The following is a 15,029-nucleotide window of genomic DNA, read 5'->3' as shown; positions in this document are numbered from 1 at the left end:
ACCTCCGCCTGGAGAGCTGCCCGAGCGGCCTAAGGGAACAGTCTTGAAAACTGTCGTGGCGTGACCCGTCACCGTGGGTTCGAATCCCACGCTCTCCGCTGGTAGGAGAACCACCTGCTCAGGGCGGGTGCCGAGAACCCATCGGCACCCGCCCTCGGTGCTTCCCGGGGTGGTTCGGCGGCCGGGGTTGACCCTGACACCGTGGGAGGCGGTCGAGTGGAGCCACCATGTTGAACATCGGAGACTTCGCCAGCCACGGCCGGGTGTCGGTGCGGATGCTGCGCCACTACGACGCGATCGGCCTGCTGCGGCCCGCCCGGGTGGACCCGGTCAGCGGCTACCGCTCCTACGAGGCGGCCCAACTCGCCCGGCTCAACCGGGTGATCGCGCTCAAGGAGCTCGGCTTCACGCTGCAGCAGGTACGGGCCGTCCTGGACGACGAGGTGGACACCGCCGAACTGCGCGGGATGCTGCGGCTGCGGCGGGCCCAACTCGCCGAAGCGATCGCGGCGGACGAGCTGCGGCTGGCCCGGGTGGAGGCGAGGCTCCGGACGATCGAGAGCGAGGGGACCATGTCCGCGCACGATGTCGTGGTGAAGCCGGTGCCGCCCGTCCGGGTGGCCCAACTGACCGGTGTGGCCGCGAGTTACGAGCCGGAGGACATCACACCGGTGATCGGCCCGCTGTTCACCGAGCTGTGCCGGCGGCTGACCGCGGCCGGGATCGAGGCGACCGGCCCGTCCGTCGCCCGGTACGAGGACGCGCCGGAGGGCGACGGCTCGGTGCTGATCCTGGTCGCCGTCCCGATCGCACGGTCGGTCCGCCCCGACGGGCACGACTTCGAGCTGCTCGACCTGCCGGCGATCGAGCAGGCGGCGACGATCGTGCACCGCGGCTCGATGGACGGGGTGCTCGGCACCGTCCAGGAACTGGCCCGCTTCATCGAGGACAACGGCTACCGCTCGGCCGGCTACGCCCGGGAGCTGTACCTGGAGTGCCCGGAGGACGAGACCGGGTGGGTCACCGAGCTCCAGGAGCCGGTCGTCCGCCGGTAGCCCGGGTTTGCCCTCGACCAGGTCGAGGGTCCTAGCGTCGCCCGGCATGACCACCACCACCGCGCCTGCCCCCGCCCCCGCCCCTGCCCCGGGCGGTGGCGCGGGGGCGCCGCTGCCCGGCCGGTACCTGCTCTGGCTGGCCGGCACCCAGGCCGGGCTGCTGGGCGACGCCGCGCTGTACTTCGCCCTCGGCTGGGCCGCCTCCGCGCACGGCGGCGGGGCGGCCGGGCTGGTCCTGACCGCGATCACCGTGCCGCGCATGGCACTGGTCCTGCTGGGCGGCGCCGTCGCGGACCGGTTCGGGGCCCGTCGGGTGATGCTCGCCGGGGACGCGGTGATGCTGGTCGCGACCGTCGTCCTGGCGCTCGTGGCGGGCAGCCGGGGCACACCGCTGTGGCTGCTGGTCGCGGCGGCGGGCGTGATCGGCGCCGTCGATGCCTTCTACCTCCCGGCGAGCGGGTCGATGCCGAGCCGGCTGGTGCCCGCCGACCGGCTGCCCCGGGCGCTCGCGCTGCGCCAGGCCGGCGGGCAGAGCGCGGCCCTGCTCGGGGCGCCGCTGGGCGGCCTGCTGGTCGCCGCCGGCGGGCTGCCCGGTGCGGCGGTCGTGGACGCGGTGAGCTTCGGGGTCGTCCTGCTGGTCCTGGTACAGGTCCGGCCCCGGGAGGACGCGCCGTCCGCTGTGCCCGCCGGCCTGCTGCGCGAGGCGGCGTCCGGCGTCCGACTCGCCCTCGGCGACCCGCTGCTGCGGTCCGCGCTGCTGCTCACCGGCGCGGCCGCCGGGGCGCTGCTGCCCGTCGTGTCGCTCCTCGGCCCGCTGCTCGCCCGGGCGCACGGCTGGACGGCGGACACGGCCGGGCTGGTCACCGGCGGACAGGCCGCCGGGGTACTCGCGGTGGCCGGTCTGGTCGCCTGGCGGGGCGCCCTGCCCCGGGCGGGCGCGGGGGCGGCGGTCGGACTCTGCACGGCATCGGCGGGGACCGCACTCCTGGCGCTGGCCGCGGGCCCGGTGACGGCGGCGGCCGGCAGCACGGTGGCGGGCATCGGCTCGGGGCTGTTCGCCTGCCACCTCGGACCGCTGGTGCTGACGGGTGCGCCGACCTCCCATCTCTCCCGATTCCAGGCACTGTTGACGCTCGTGCAGAGCGTGGTGCTGGTGCTCTCGAACGCCCTGCTGGGCCTGCTCGCGGACGCGGCGGGCGCCACCCCGCCCACCCTCCTCTGCGCCCTCGCCACCGCCACTGCCGGCCTCACCGCCCTGGCCACCCCCACCCTCCGCCGGGCGTGATCGCCCTCGGGGCGGGGGCGCTTACCCCTCCCCCCGGCCACTCCACCCCGCCCCAGGCCCACTTGCCCCGTCCAGGCTCGCCTGTCCGCTCGCCTCCGCCCCCCGCCCCGGCAAGGCCCACGTGCCGCCGCCGGATGAGCCTGCCCCCGCGCCCTCCGCCCCCGGCCACCCCACCCTGCCCAAGGCCCACTTGCCCCTCTCCCGGCACGCGGGCAGAGTGCGGAGGTGGAGCTGGTCGGGCGGTGAGCGGAGGCGGCGATGAGTGATCTGACGGACCGACTGGCGCAGGGCCTCCCGGCCGGGGCCGTGGTGGTGGACCCCGATGTGACCGCCTCGTACAGCCACGACATGGCGGGGTTCTGTGCGGCGGGGGTGCCCGCCGTCGTGGTGTTCCCGGAGTCGGTCGAGCAGGTGCAGCACGTGATGCGGACCGCGACCGAGCTGCGGGTGCCCGTGGTGCCGCAGGGCGCGCGGACCGGGCTGTCGGGGGCGGCGAACGCGGTGGACGGCTGCGTCGTGCTGTCGCTGGTGAAGCTGAACCGGATCCTGGAGATCGACCCGGTGAACCGGATCGCGGTCGTCGAGCCGGGTGTGGTGAACGCCGAACTGTCGCGTGCGGCAGAGGAATTGGGCCTCTCCTACCCGCCGGACCCGTCCAGCTGGGAGTCCTGCACGATCGGCGGCAACATCGGTACCGGCGCGGGCGGGCTCTGCTGCGTGAAGTACGGCGTCACCAGCGAGTACGTGCTCGGTCTGGACGTGGTGCTGGCGGACGGGCGGCTGCTGTCCACCGGCCGCCGGACGGCGAAGGGCGTGGCCGGGTACGACCTGACCCGGCTGTTCGTCGGCTCGGAGGGGACGCTCGGTGTGGTGGTCCGGGCCGTACTGGCGTTGCGGCCCGCGCCGGCCCCGCAGCTGGCACTGGCGGCGGAGTTCCCGAGCGCGGACGCGGCCGGTGCGGCGGTCTGCGAGGTGATGGCGCGCGGGCTGGCCCCGTCGCTGATGGAGCTGATGGACGCGGTCTCCGTGCGGGCCGTCAACGAGCTGGGGCGGATGGGTCTGCCGGAGTCCACCCAGGCGCTGCTGCTGGTGGCCTTCGACGGGCCGGACCGGGTGGGCGAGCTGGCGCGGGTCGCGGAGCTGTGCCGGGCGGCCGGGGCGACCGAGGTGGTGCCGGCCGAGGACCAGGCGGAGTCCGATCTGCTGCTGGCCGCCCGGCGGTCGGCGCTGCCCGCGCTGGACCGGTTGGGCACCACGATGATCGACGACGTGGCGGTGCCGCGGTCCCGGCTGGCCGAGATGCTGAACGGTGTCGCCGCGATCGCCGAGCGGCACGGGCTGACCATCGGGGTGGTCAGTCACGCCGGGGACGGCAACACCCACCCGATCGTGATCTTCGATGCCGCGGACGAGGAGCAGACCGCGCGGGCCCAGCGCTCCTTCGACGAGATCATGGCGCTGGGGCTGGAGCTGGGCGGCACGATCACCGGGGAGCACGGGGTGGGGCTGCTCAAGCGGGAGTGGCTGGCGCGCGAGCTGGGCCCGGTGGCACTGGACCTGCAACGGCAGCTGAAGGCGGTCTTCGACCCGCTGGGAATCCTGAACCCGGGCAAGATGGTCTGATTTTCGACCAAGCGCATCGGGGTGCCGGGTGTGATTTTCGGTGTGACCTTCCGATGGTCTGCGAATGGCTGGAAAGTCGACATGGAAGGGTGATCGAACTTTTCGGAGGTGCGTTCGCGATTCGTCCGTACGCCGGGGTGGTGCGCCGGGCGGTTCGCACGGCGTCGGAGCGCGGCTTCCCGTCGTCCTCGAACCAGCTGCCGCCCGGGTGAAGTCACAGCTCGGATGTGGTGTGCCGGGCGCGCTGTCCGGATTCCCCTCCGTTATGCGGGGGCTCGGTGGATATCACGCGAACGGGCGAAAACTGCTGGATGAGCTAGTGCTTTGTCGATTTGTTGCGGAAGGCTGTCTTCCGGCGTCGCAGTCCGCAGGTGTTCGTCTGGCCGGCGAACCCCGCACAGCCTGGTCGACACAGCATGGTCGACATTGAACGATGAACAGCTTTTGGAGGTTTTCATGGCTCGTATCCACACCCGCAGAGCGGTCGGACTCCTGCTCGCCGGCCCGCTCGCGGCCGGTCTGCTGCTGGCGGGAGCCGGGGTCGCCGCCGCCGACAACGGCGCGGGTGCCACGGGCGGCTCCAACGCCGGCGTGGTGTCCAACGTCGGCACCGGCAACGTGTTCGGCGGGGTCGACGGCAACTACGTCTCCACCCAGCAGACGGCCACCGGCTCCGGCGCCTCGAACCAGAACAACACCCTCGCGGCGAAGGACAACGCGGGCGCCATCCTGGCCGGCCAGGGCAACAAGAACGTGAACGTCATCTTCGCCCCGGTCTCCCCCTGACCGTACGGCCGCACCACCGCACGACCGCACGACCGCACGACCGCACGACCGCACGACCGCACCACCGCATGACCGGCCGTACGGCCGCACCGGGTTCACACCGAGTACCACCGAGGGCGGGGGCGCCGGAGGTGGGAGGCCGCGGGTGAGCTGAGCACCCGCGCCCGGACTCGGACCGGAAACCGCACAACCGCAACAGCCGCACCGACCAGAGGGAACGGCGCATCACCAAGGGAACAGCGCATGACCGGCCGGCGGAAAGGGTCACCGCCACACCGGCCTCGTGGGCGGTGCCGCCATCGGCACCGCCCACGAGTGCGTCCGGCGCCCGTCCCTCCGACCGCCCGATCGACCGCCCGACCGTCGTGAGCCGTCCACCGAGGGCCCGCGCCCTGGGCCGTCCGTCCACGGCGGTACGGTTGCGCTCCGACAGCGCACCACGTGCCAGGGACCGGAAAGGGACGGCCCGGCCGGGGCGCGACCGCGGCATTCGGAAGGAAGGGCGCGCGATGGCGGCGGAGGAGGAGGGCCTGACCGGCCCGGACGAGGCCAGGCCTGCACCGGAGTCGGAGGCGGTGGCACGCCCGGAGCCGGCGGCCGAGCCGGCCGGCGAGCACCGGCCCGAGCCCAGGTCCGTCCCCGAGCTGCTGCTCGGCCGTCCGCCGATGGCCCGCCCGCTGCCGTCCTTCGACCACGGGACCGCCCCCGCCGCACCCGGGCCGCTGTTCGTGGACTGGCTCGCCACCGCCCTGGACGCAGGGGTGCTGGACCCGCAGGCGTTCACCCTCTCCACCGTCGACGCGGACGGCATGCCGGACGCCCGGGTGCTGGTGCTGCGCGACGTCGACGCGGCCGGTACCGGCTGGAACTTCTCCGCGGCCGCCGACAGCCCCAAGGGCCGTCAGCTCGCCGACCACCCGGCCGCCGCGCTGACCGTCTACTGGCCGCAGCTGGGCCGCCAGGTGCGGGTGCGCGGCAGCGTCGAGCGGGCCGCCGACCTGGTCGCCGCCGCCGAGTTCGCCACCCGCTCGCCCGCCGCCCGGGCCTCCTCGCTGGTCGGACGGCAGAGCGAGCCGCTGGCCGCGCTGACCGATTACGACGAGGCGGTGGCGGTCGCCCGCCGTCGGCTGGAGGCGCACCCGGACGTCGTTCCGCCCGGGCACGCCGTCTACACCCTGTGGGCGCACGAGGTGGAGTTCTGGCAGGGCGACTCCCAGCGGCGGCACGTCCGGCTGCGCTACACCCGCACCGGGCCGGTCAGCTCCCCGGACTGGTCGCGCACCCTGCTCTGGCCGTAGAGCACCGGCCGGACAACCCGCCAGGCCCGCCCGCCGGAGCACCCGCCGGCCAGGCCACGGCCAGGCCACCGGCCGGCCGCCGGACGGACCTAGCGGCGCCCGGTCAGCGTGGCGCCCACGCTGGCCGCCACCACGCAGCCGATCCCGGCGAGCTGCGGCACGCCCAGCAGCTGGCCCAGCACCACCAGGCCGACCAGCGCGCTGACCGCCGGCTCCAGGCTGACCAGCACGCTGAACACCCGCTGCGGCATCCGGCGCAGTGCGGTCATCTCCAGCGCGTACGGGATCACCGGCAGCAGCAGCGACACCCCGGCGACCGAGGCGAGCAGCACCAGCGGTGAGGCGTAGGGCGCGGTCAGCCCGTGCCAGGCCTGGCCGAGCCCGAACGGTGCCAGCGTCAGCGCGCCGACCGTCATCGACACCGCCAGGCCCTGGAACCCGTGGAAGGTCGCGCCGACCTTGTCGGTCAACAGGATGTACAGCGCGTAGCAGGCGGCCGCCCCGAAGGCGTACAGCAGGCCGACCGGGTCGAGCGAACCGCCGCCGTCGCCCTCGCCGAGCAGCGTCAGCAGCACCACACCGGCGCCCGCGAGCAGCGCCCAGAGCAGGTGGCTGGCACGCCGGGCGAAGACCAGGGCGACCGCGAGCGGGCCGAGGAACTCGATGGTCGCGGCGGTGCCCATCGGCAGCCGGTCGATCGCCCCGGCGAACAGGCAGGTCATCCCGGCCGAGGCCACGCCGAGCAGCGCGGCCGCGCCGAGGTCGCGCGGGCGCTTGTCGCGCAGCTTCGGGCGGGTGACGGCGAGCAGGATGACGGCGGCGAAGCCGAGCCGCAGGAAGGTCGTGCCGCCGACCCCGAGCGGCCCGAACAGCGGCTTGGACAGGGCGATGCCGGTCTGCACCAGGAACATGGCGGTCAGACAGAGAAGCGGCGCCGGGATCCTCCCCGGGCGCCGCAGGACCTTGCCGAACCGGCCGCTGGACCGGCCGGGCCGTGCTCCGGGTGGCGCCGCGGGGCCGGAGGCCCCACCTCGTCGCCAGCCGCCCCGCTCGCCGGCCGGCTCGCCCTTGGGGGCGGGCGGCATGGCAAGGGCCTCGGCGACGGCGGCGGCCGACGACGAGGAGGCGGGGGGTGTGCTGGTATGGGAGGTGGGCATATCGGCGAGTTTGCCGTAAGGAGTGACAAACCAGCAAGCTCGTTACTGAAATCGGGACGGATGCGGACGGGTGCATCCGAAAGGGTGGACTCCCGAGGAGTGTGCGGCGTGGCTGCCGCATTCATCCGATGGTCCGTCAGTATCAAGGCCGGATGCGCTATCTCCGCCCTGCGGCCCTCCTCGCCGCCTCCCTCGTGCTCCTGCTGGCCACCGACGGGACGGGCGCGAGCGCCGTAGCCACCGCCCCGGCCGCCATCGCCCTCCCCCGCATCCGGGCCGTCACCCTCCCCGACCGGCAGGTCCCGCCCCGCTTCCGCGAGAGCTGGAGCGGCCCCGCCTTCGACACCTGCACCGTGCCCCCGCTCGACACCCTGCGGACCTGGCGCGGCGCCTCCCCGTACGGGGCGGTCGGCATCTACACCAGCGGCTCCCAGCGCGCCTGCGGGCAGTCCCGGCTCACCGCCGAGTGGGTGCGCGAGGCGCGCGCGATGGGCTGGCGCTTCCTGCCGGTGCACGTCGGAATGCAGGCGCCGTGCGCCGACCTGAGCCACAAGCCCAAGCGGATCGACCTGGCGAAGGCCGTGCAGCAGGGCCGGGAGGAGGCGGACGAGGCCGTCCGCGCGCTGCGCCCGCTCGGGTTCGGTGCGGGCAGCCCGGTCTACCTGGACATCGAGGCCTACCCGATGCACGACCCGGCCTGCGGCCAGGCCGTGGTCGAGTTCACCCTCGGCTGGACCCAGGCCCTGCACTCCGCCGGCTATCGCTCCGGCTTCTACTCCAGCCTCGGCTCCGGCATCGCCGACCTCGCCGCCGCCGCCCGGGGCGGCAGCTCCCCGATGCCCGACGGGCTCTGGTACGCCCGCTGGGACGACCGGGCGGACACGGCCGGCTCCGGTGCCCTCGACGCCGACCTCTGGAGCCGCCACCAGCGCGTCCACCAGTACCGCGGCAACGTCGCGGAGACCTACGGCGGCGCCACCCTCACCATCGACCGCAACCAGGTGGACGGCCCCACCGCCGGCTGAGCCCGCCGGTAGGGTGGCCCCCGGTCCGGCAGAGGGGGCGGCATGGCGAACGGTCAGGGATACGGCGACGCGAACGGGTACGGCGGCGCGGTGCCGCCGCAGAACCCGTACGGACAGGCGGCACCGTACGGCCAGAACCCGTACGGACAGAACCCGTACGCCCAGCCCGTCCCGCCGCCGCAGCAGCCGTACCCGCAGCAGCCGTACCCGCCGCAGCCGCCCGCCGCTGCCCAACAGGCTTACCCGGCAGCGCAGTTCGACGCTCCACCGCAGCCGCAGCCGCAGCCGCAGCCGCAGCCGCAGCCGCAGCCCGGCACCTTCCCCGGCCCGTTGCCGCGCCGCAACCGCCTCGCCGTGCTGGTCCAGTTCCTGCTGCAGTGGATCTACGCCCCGCTCTGGATCGCCGGGCTGGTGGCCCTCTTCGTCGTCCTGATCTTCGCGGACTACAGCGGGAGCGGTCCCAGCTCCGACGGCTGGCTGAAGGTCAACCGCGCCTTCATCCCGCCGCGCCGGCTCCGCGCCGAGCTCACCGGCCGTCCGGAGGACTGGGAGCGCTACGTCACGCCGGTCCTGGAGCGCCGGATCGCCGCCGCCGAGGCCGGGCACGCGGCCGGCGGCGGGGACCTGCAGCCCGACCTCAGCCGGACCATCGGCTTCAAGCTCGCCGCGCGCCTCTACCGGGGCCTCGGCGCCGAGGGCGTGGTCCGGATCGCCGCGCGGCACGGCTGGCACGGCGTTCCGTCCGGATCCGACCTCGCGCACGTTCGGCTCTCCCGCCGCATCCCCGCCCCGGCCGTCCTGAACGCACCCTCGCCCCAGGACCCGCCCGCCGCCCCCGGCACCCCGTGGGGCCCGCAGCCGACCCGCTTCGCGCCGCTGCTGCCCTTCGTCTTCCTGCTGCAGATCCTGTACGTCCCCGTGATCGGCCTGGTGCTGGCCGTCTGCGTGCGGGACATCGACTGGAACCGCTGGGGCGCCCGCTGGACGGTCGGCCCGCGCGCCTTCCGGGCCGAATTCGGCAACAGCCCCGCCGCCTGGGACCGCCACATCCGCCGCATCCTCAAGCGCGAGTCCCGCGTCGACCCCAAGGCGGCCGCCCGCGCCGCGGGGGAACGGACCCCGGACGGCACCGCCCCCGTGCGCCGCATCACGATCAACCGCGCCACCTACCGCGGCGCCGGCGCCCACCAGGCCCTGCGCATCGCCGCCGAATCCGGCTGGACCGTCGACCCCGCCTACACCCCCGACCCCGCCAACTCCCTCCGCCTCTGCCGCCGCGACCCCCGCTGACCGTCGGCTCGGCCGGGGTGCCCGGCGACTCCGTGATCCGTGCAACGGGGTCGGAATGCTGACAGGGGGTGGCGCGGGGCGGCAAAATCGGGCAGGTCCGCGCGCATTACCGCCCGGTAGGTGCCGCAGGCGCAGCCGCCAGTGCCGCCAGGTCAAGGAGGACCCCGTGTTCAGCACGATGCAGGACGTCCCGCTCACCGTCGCCCGGATCCTGGAGCACGGGTCCACGATCCACGCCCGCTCCACCGTCACGACCTGGGACGGCACCGGACCGGTCGTGCGCACCTACGGGGAGGTGGGTGCCCGTGCCGCGCAGCTGGCGTGCGCGCTGCGCGACGAGCTCGGGGTGACCGGGGACGACCGGGTCGCCACGCTGATGTGGAACAACGCCGAGCACCTGGAGGCGTACCTGGCCGTCCCCGCGATGGGGTCCGTGCTGCACACGCTCAACCTGCGGCTGCCCGCGCAGCAGCTCTCGTTCATCGTCAACCACGCCGCCGACCGCGTGATCATCGTCAACGGCAGCGTGCTGCCGCTGCTCGCCGCCGTCCTCGCGGACCTCGCCCCCACGCTCAAGCACATCGTGGTGAGCGGCCCCGGCGACCGTTCGCTGCTGGCTGGCTTCGCGGGCGGCGTGCACGACTACGAGGAGCTGATCGCGGGCCGGCCCACCACGTACCCGTGGCAGAGCGACATCGACGAGCGGCAGGCCGCCGTGCTCTGCTACACCTCCGGCACCACCGGCGACCCCAAGGGCGTCCTCTACAGCCACCGCTCGGTCTACCTGCACTGCCTGCAGGTCAACACCGGCGACAACTTCGCCTTCACTCCGCGCGACACGGCGCTGCCGGTGGTCCCGATGTTCCACGTGAACGCCTGGGGCATCCCGCACGCCGCCTTCATGTCCGGCGCCAACCTGCTGATGCCGGACCGTTTCCTCCAGCCCAAGCCGATGGCCGAGATGATCGCCGCCGTCCGACCGACCGTCAGCGCCGCCGTCCCCACCATCTGGAGCGGTCTGCTGGACGAGCTCGACGCCGGCGACTACGACACCTCCAGCCTGCGCATGGTGGTCATCGGCGGCAGTGCCTGTCCGCCGTCGCTGATGCAGGGCTTCGAGGAGCGCCACGGCATCCGGGTCATCCACGCCTGGGGCATGACCGAGACCTCCCCGCTGGGCTGCTTCGCCCAGCCGCCGGGCGGCCTCACCCCCGAGGAGGAGTGGCCGTACCGGGTCACCCAGGGCATCTTCCCGGCCTCCGTCGAGGCCCGGCTGATCGGCCCGGGCGGCGAGCGGATGCCGCACGACGGCGTCTCGGCGGGCGAGCTGGAGGTGCGCGGCCCGTGGATCGCCGGGGCGTACTACGGCGGCGCCGGGCAGGACCCGATCCGCCCGGACGACAAGTTCTCCGAGGACGGCTGGCTGCGCACCGGCGACGTCGGCACCATCACCGCCGACGGCTACCTGACCCTCACCGACCGGGCCAAGGACGTCATCAAGTCCGGCGGCGAGTGGATCTCCTCGGTCGACCTGGAGAACCAGCTGATGGCGCACCCCGAGGTGGCCGAGGCCGCCGTGGTCGCCGTCCCGGACGAGAAGTGGGGCGAGCGCCCGCTGGCCACCGTGGTGCTGCGCCCGGGCGCGACCGTCGGGCTGAAGGAGCTGCGGGCCTTCCTGGCCGAGCGGATCGCCTCCTGGCAGCTGCCGGAGCGCTGGTCGATCGTGGAGTCGGTGCCGAAGACCTCGGTCGGCAAGTTCGACAAGAAGGTCATCCGGGCCAGCTACGCGGCGGACGAGCTGGACGTCACGGTGCTCGGCAAGGAGTGAGCCGCAGGGACGGAAGAGGGCCGGTCGCCCCCGTACGGAACGGGGGCGACCGGCCCTTCCACCTGCCTGGGGGCCTCAGCCCGCGGCGGCGACGCCCGCCTCGCCCATCGCGCCGATCCGCCCGAGCAGGTCCACGATCCGGCCCTGGACGTCCTCGGTGGTCGAGCGCTCGGCGAGGAACAGCACCGTCTCGCCGGTGCGCAGCCGGGGCAGCTCGCGCGGGTCGAGGTCGACCGAGGTGTAGACCACCAGCGGGGTGCGGTGCAGCCGGTCGTTGGCGCGCAGCCAGTCCAGCAGTCCGACCCGGCGGCGGCGGATCTGCAGCAGGTCCATCACCACCAGGTTGGGCTGCACGCTGCTGGCGCGGGCCACGGCGTCGTTCTCGTCCACTGCGTGCTCGACGTGCATGCCGCGCCGCTCCAGGCTGCTGATCATGGCGGCGGCGATGTCCGGGTCGCCTTCGACCAGCAGCACGCGCGGGGCGTGGTGCTCGCCGTCGCGGGGCGCGAGGGCGCGCAGCAGTACGGCCGGGTCGGCGCCGTACGCGGTGTCCCGGGTGGCCTGGCCGAGGCCGGCGGTGACCAGCACCGGGACGCGGCGGTTGAGCGCCGCGGTGCGCAGCGACTGCAGCGCGGTGCGGGTGATCGGGCCGGTCAGCGGGTCGACGAAGAGGGCGGCGGGGAAGCCGGAGGCCTGGGCGTCGACCTCTTCGCGGGAGCTGACGATCACCGGCAGGTAGCCGCGTGCCTGGAGGGCCTGCTTGGTGGCCGGGTCCGGCTCGGGCCAGACCAGCAGCCGCCGGGTGTTGGCCAGCTCGCCCCCGCCCGTCGACGGGTGCTCGGCGGCGGGCGGCTCGTCGGCGGCGGGGAGCTCTGCCATCGGGCGCGGGGCGGTCCTGGCCTCGGCCGGGACGGGCGGCTGCGGCGGGACGGCGGGCACCGGAGGGGTGCCGAGCGGACGCGGCGGCGCGAGCTCGCCCAGGCCGCTTCCGACCGGGCGCGGGGCCGACGGCTCCTCGGCGGCGGGCAGCGCGGGCCGGGCGGGCGCCAGCGCGGTGCCGGGGGCACCGGCGTCCGGCCCGGACGGCCCGGACGCAGCGGACGGCACCGGAGGAACAGGGGACACGGGCGGAGCAGGGGGCACGTCCGAGCCCGGTCCCGGCGGGACGGCCAGCCGGCGGCGGCGTCCGGTCGGCGCGGCAGCGGGCTCGGGCAGCGCGGGCGCGGGACCGGCCGGCAGGGCGTGCTCCAGACCGGGGTACACCGGGGTCTCGGCGGCCCCGGGCAGGGCGAAGCCGCCGGAGGAGTCCTCGGCGGAGGGCAGGGCGCGGCGCCGACGGGGCTTGGGCCCGCCCGCGGTGTCCTCGGGAGCGGTCCCGCCGGTCGGGGTGCCGGCCGGCGGGGTGCCGTCGGCGGACGGGGCGGCGGGGGCCGGGCCGAGCGCGAGCGGCTCGCGCCCGCCGGGCCGGTTCTGCTGCGCCCGCCCGCCGTCGACGGGCACGGCGTAGGCGGGGCCGGATCTGCCGTCGTCCTTGCCCCACGGGTCGCTCTGCGCGCCGTCCGGTCCGGCCAGGCCCTGGCGGCCGTACGCGGGGTCGTTGCCGGTGCCGTTCCACTGCTCGGGGACGGCCCGCTCGACCCGGGCGGGGGCGTTCGGCCACTGGTCGGCGGGAACCTCGGGTGCGGAGGGCGCGGAAGGTGCGGCGGGTACGGGCGGGGTCGGCACGTCGGGTGCCGGGGTCTCGGCGGCCGGACGGCCGCGGCGGCCGCGGCGCTCGGGGGCCACGGGCTCCTCGGCGGGCGCCTGCTCGGCCTCCGGGGCCTTGCGGCCCGGCTGCTCGCCGGCCGCGGCGGGCTCGGCGGTCTCGCCGCTGCTGGGCAGCTGCGGGATGCCCGGCAGCTCGGGCAGGACGGCGCTGTCGCTCTCCTTGGGCCGGTCGGAGCGGCCCTCGGCGGCGGCGCGCTCGGCGGCGGCCTTCGCGGCCTCCGGGTCCAGCGGCAGCTCGACGACGTACGTGGTGCCGGCCTTGCCGGGCAGCTCGTGCGGCTGGAGCACGCCGCCGTGCCGCTCGACCACCGAGCGGGCTATCGGCAGGTGGACGGGACTGCCGCCGACGCCGGGGCCGCGGATCTCGACCCGGGCGACCTCGCCGCGCTGGGCGGCGGCCAGGACGACGGTCGGCGGTTCGGGGGCGGGCGGCAGCGCGGGCGGGGTGCCGCCGCCGGGCAGACCGGGCACGGCCAGGCCGGGGGAGGGGAGGGTGGGGGCGTCCAGCGTGAGGCGGACGCCGCTGACGTCGGCGACCAGGTGGGCCAGCGCCTGGGCGAGCCGCCGCTCGTCGGCGATCACCTCGACCGCGGCGGCGTGCACCGAGAACCGCACCCGGCCGGGTCCGACCAGCTCGCCGGCCTCCTCGACGGCCCGGCGGACCACCTTGTCCAGGGCGACCGGCACCTGGGCCGCGGCCTTCCGCCGCCCCTTGGCGTCCTTGCCGTCCCTGGAGCCACCGGAGTTCCCGGAGTCCTTGGAGTCCTTGGCGTCCTTGCCGTCCCCGGCCTCCGCCGCACCGCTCTCGCCGGCCTCGCAGCGCTGGTGGTCGAGGACCCCGTCGATCAGCTTCCCGAAGCGGCGGCACTCGTCGGCGAGCCGGCGCAGCGTCCAGTTGGCCTCGGGCCAGAGCTGCCCGGCCGGGTCGGCGGCGAGAGCGTCCAGCCGCTGGTTCAGCGTGTTCAGCGCGCCGCCCAGCTCGCTCTCCAGGACGGCGGTGAGGTGCTCGTTGCGGGCGATCAGGGCGAGTTCGCGGCTGCGGTCGGTGAAGGTCATCACCGCGCCGACCAGCTGGTCGCCGTCCCGGACGGGGGCGGTGGTGAGGTCGACGGTGACCGGTCGGCCGTCCTTGCGCCACAGCACGGTGCCGCGCACCCGGTGCTTGCGCCCGGAGGTCAGGGTGTCCAGCAGCGCGGACTCCTCCAGCGCCAGCGGGGTGCCGTCGGCCCGGGAGTGCTGGATCAGCGGGTGCAGCTCGCGCCCGCCCAGCTCGCTCGCCCGGTACTCCAGGATGTGCGCGGCGGACGGGTTGACCAGCACGCAGCGGCCTTCGAGGTCCACCCCGAGCACGCCCTCGGCCGCGGCGCGCAGGATCATCTCGGTCTGCTTGTGCTGACGGCGCAGCTCGGCCTCGACGCCGAGCCGGCCGGAGAGGTCGCGGACCAGCAGCAGGAGCAGGTCGGAGGAGGAGGACGAGCGGGAGCCCTCGCGGTACGGGTCGTACGGGACGAGCGGGGAGAGCGCGTAGCCGCGGCCGCTGTCGTTGTCGTCGGCGAAGTCGTTGCCGGAGACCTCGACCGGGAAGGTGGTCCCGTCGGTGCGGTGGGCGGTCATCCGGACCGGACGGTCGAGGGCGTCGCCGTCGCGGGTGGCCGGGCGCATCGAACCGGGGATCCGGCTGGGGTCGAACTCCGGGAGCAGGCCCAGCACGCCCATGCCGACCAGTGAGGTGCCCGGCGCCTGCAACGCCTGGACCGCCGCGCTGTTGGCGTCCACGACGGTGCCGTTGCTGTTCACCAGCAACAACGCGTCGGGCAGGGCGTCGAGTATGGCGGCGAGGCGAGCAGCGCCTCGGATCGGCCTGCTGCTCACGTCGACAGGTCTCCTCGGCTCGGGGGCAGCTCCTCCGGAGACG

10 protein-coding genes and 1 tRNA gene are annotated in these 15,029 nt (G+C 75.1%); 9 read left to right on the top strand and 2 right to left on the bottom strand.

What is annotated here, in order from left to right:
- The first annotated feature begins 10 nt into the window (after positions 1 to 10).
- The 6 genes from ACZ3TI_RS10980 to ACZ3TI_RS10955 all read left to right on the top strand — a co-directional run bounded on the left by ACZ3TI_RS10980 (position 11) and on the right by ACZ3TI_RS10955 (position 6,047).
- Positions 11 to 98: transfer RNA gene (locus tag ACZ3TI_RS10980), tRNA-Ser, on the top strand.
- Positions 99 to 227: 129 nt separating this feature from the next.
- Positions 228 to 1,055, top strand: a complete 828-nt coding sequence (locus ACZ3TI_RS10975) for a MerR family transcriptional regulator (protein ID WP_465725699.1) — start codon at positions 228 to 230, stop codon at positions 1,053 to 1,055.
- A gap of 46 nt (positions 1,056 to 1,101) precedes the next feature.
- A complete protein-coding gene (locus ACZ3TI_RS10970) occupies positions 1,102 to 2,340 on the top strand; it encodes an MFS transporter (protein WP_465725697.1) in 1,239 nt (412 codons plus the stop codon).
- Between the two features lie 258 nt (positions 2,341 to 2,598).
- The gene (locus tag ACZ3TI_RS10965) at positions 2,599 to 3,963 is read left to right on the top strand and encodes an FAD-binding oxidoreductase (protein WP_465725695.1); all 1,365 of its coding nucleotides are present in this window, start codon (positions 2,599 to 2,601) and stop codon (positions 3,961 to 3,963) included.
- A gap of 456 nt (positions 3,964 to 4,419) precedes the next feature.
- Positions 4,420 to 4,749 (top strand): hypothetical protein, encoded by a 330-nt coding sequence (locus ACZ3TI_RS10960; protein ID WP_465725693.1) that lies wholly within the window; start codon positions 4,420 to 4,422, stop codon positions 4,747 to 4,749.
- 509 nt (positions 4,750 to 5,258) lie between these two features.
- Positions 5,259 to 6,047 carry a pyridoxine/pyridoxamine 5'-phosphate oxidase gene (locus tag ACZ3TI_RS10955; RefSeq protein ID WP_465725691.1) on the top strand — a complete coding sequence of 263 codons (789 nt, stop codon included), beginning with the start codon at positions 5,259 to 5,261 and terminating at the stop codon, positions 6,045 to 6,047.
- 89 nt (positions 6,048 to 6,136) lie between these two features.
- On the opposite strand, the gene ACZ3TI_RS10950 is transcribed toward ACZ3TI_RS10955, so the two are convergent.
- Positions 6,137 to 7,204, bottom strand: a complete 1,068-nt coding sequence (locus ACZ3TI_RS10950; RefSeq protein WP_465725689.1) for an EamA family transporter — start codon at positions 7,202 to 7,204, stop codon at positions 6,137 to 6,139.
- A gap of 152 nt (positions 7,205 to 7,356) precedes the next feature.
- Between ACZ3TI_RS10950 and ACZ3TI_RS10945 the strand changes: the two genes are divergently transcribed.
- The 3 genes from ACZ3TI_RS10945 (at position 7,357) to ACZ3TI_RS10935 (ending at position 11,347) form a co-directional block, all read left to right on the top strand.
- Positions 7,357 to 8,229, top strand: a complete 873-nt coding sequence (locus tag ACZ3TI_RS10945) for a DUF1906 domain-containing protein (RefSeq protein WP_465725687.1) — start codon at positions 7,357 to 7,359, stop codon at positions 8,227 to 8,229.
- Between the two features lie 42 nt (positions 8,230 to 8,271).
- Positions 8,272 to 9,519: a hypothetical protein gene (locus tag ACZ3TI_RS10940; RefSeq protein ID WP_465725685.1), complete on the top strand. Its 1,248-nt coding sequence runs from the start codon at positions 8,272 to 8,274 to the stop codon at positions 9,517 to 9,519.
- 166 nt (positions 9,520 to 9,685) lie between these two features.
- Positions 9,686 to 11,347: a long-chain fatty acid--CoA ligase gene (locus ACZ3TI_RS10935; RefSeq protein WP_465725683.1), complete on the top strand. Its 1,662-nt coding sequence runs from the start codon at positions 9,686 to 9,688 to the stop codon at positions 11,345 to 11,347.
- A 75-nt stretch (positions 11,348 to 11,422) separates the two neighbouring features.
- Here the strand turns inward: ACZ3TI_RS10935 and ACZ3TI_RS10930 are convergent, their stop codons facing one another.
- Entirely contained in the window at positions 11,423 to 14,986 is a 3,564-nt protein-coding gene (locus ACZ3TI_RS10930; protein WP_465725681.1) for a hybrid sensor histidine kinase/response regulator, read from the bottom strand.
- Positions 14,987 to 15,029 lie beyond the last annotated feature (43 nt).

The organism is Kitasatospora sp. NPDC023120 (genome assembly GCF_055560835.1).
Note: the sequence above shows the minus strand (reverse complement) of the source record. Positions and strands in the feature narration are given on the sequence as shown.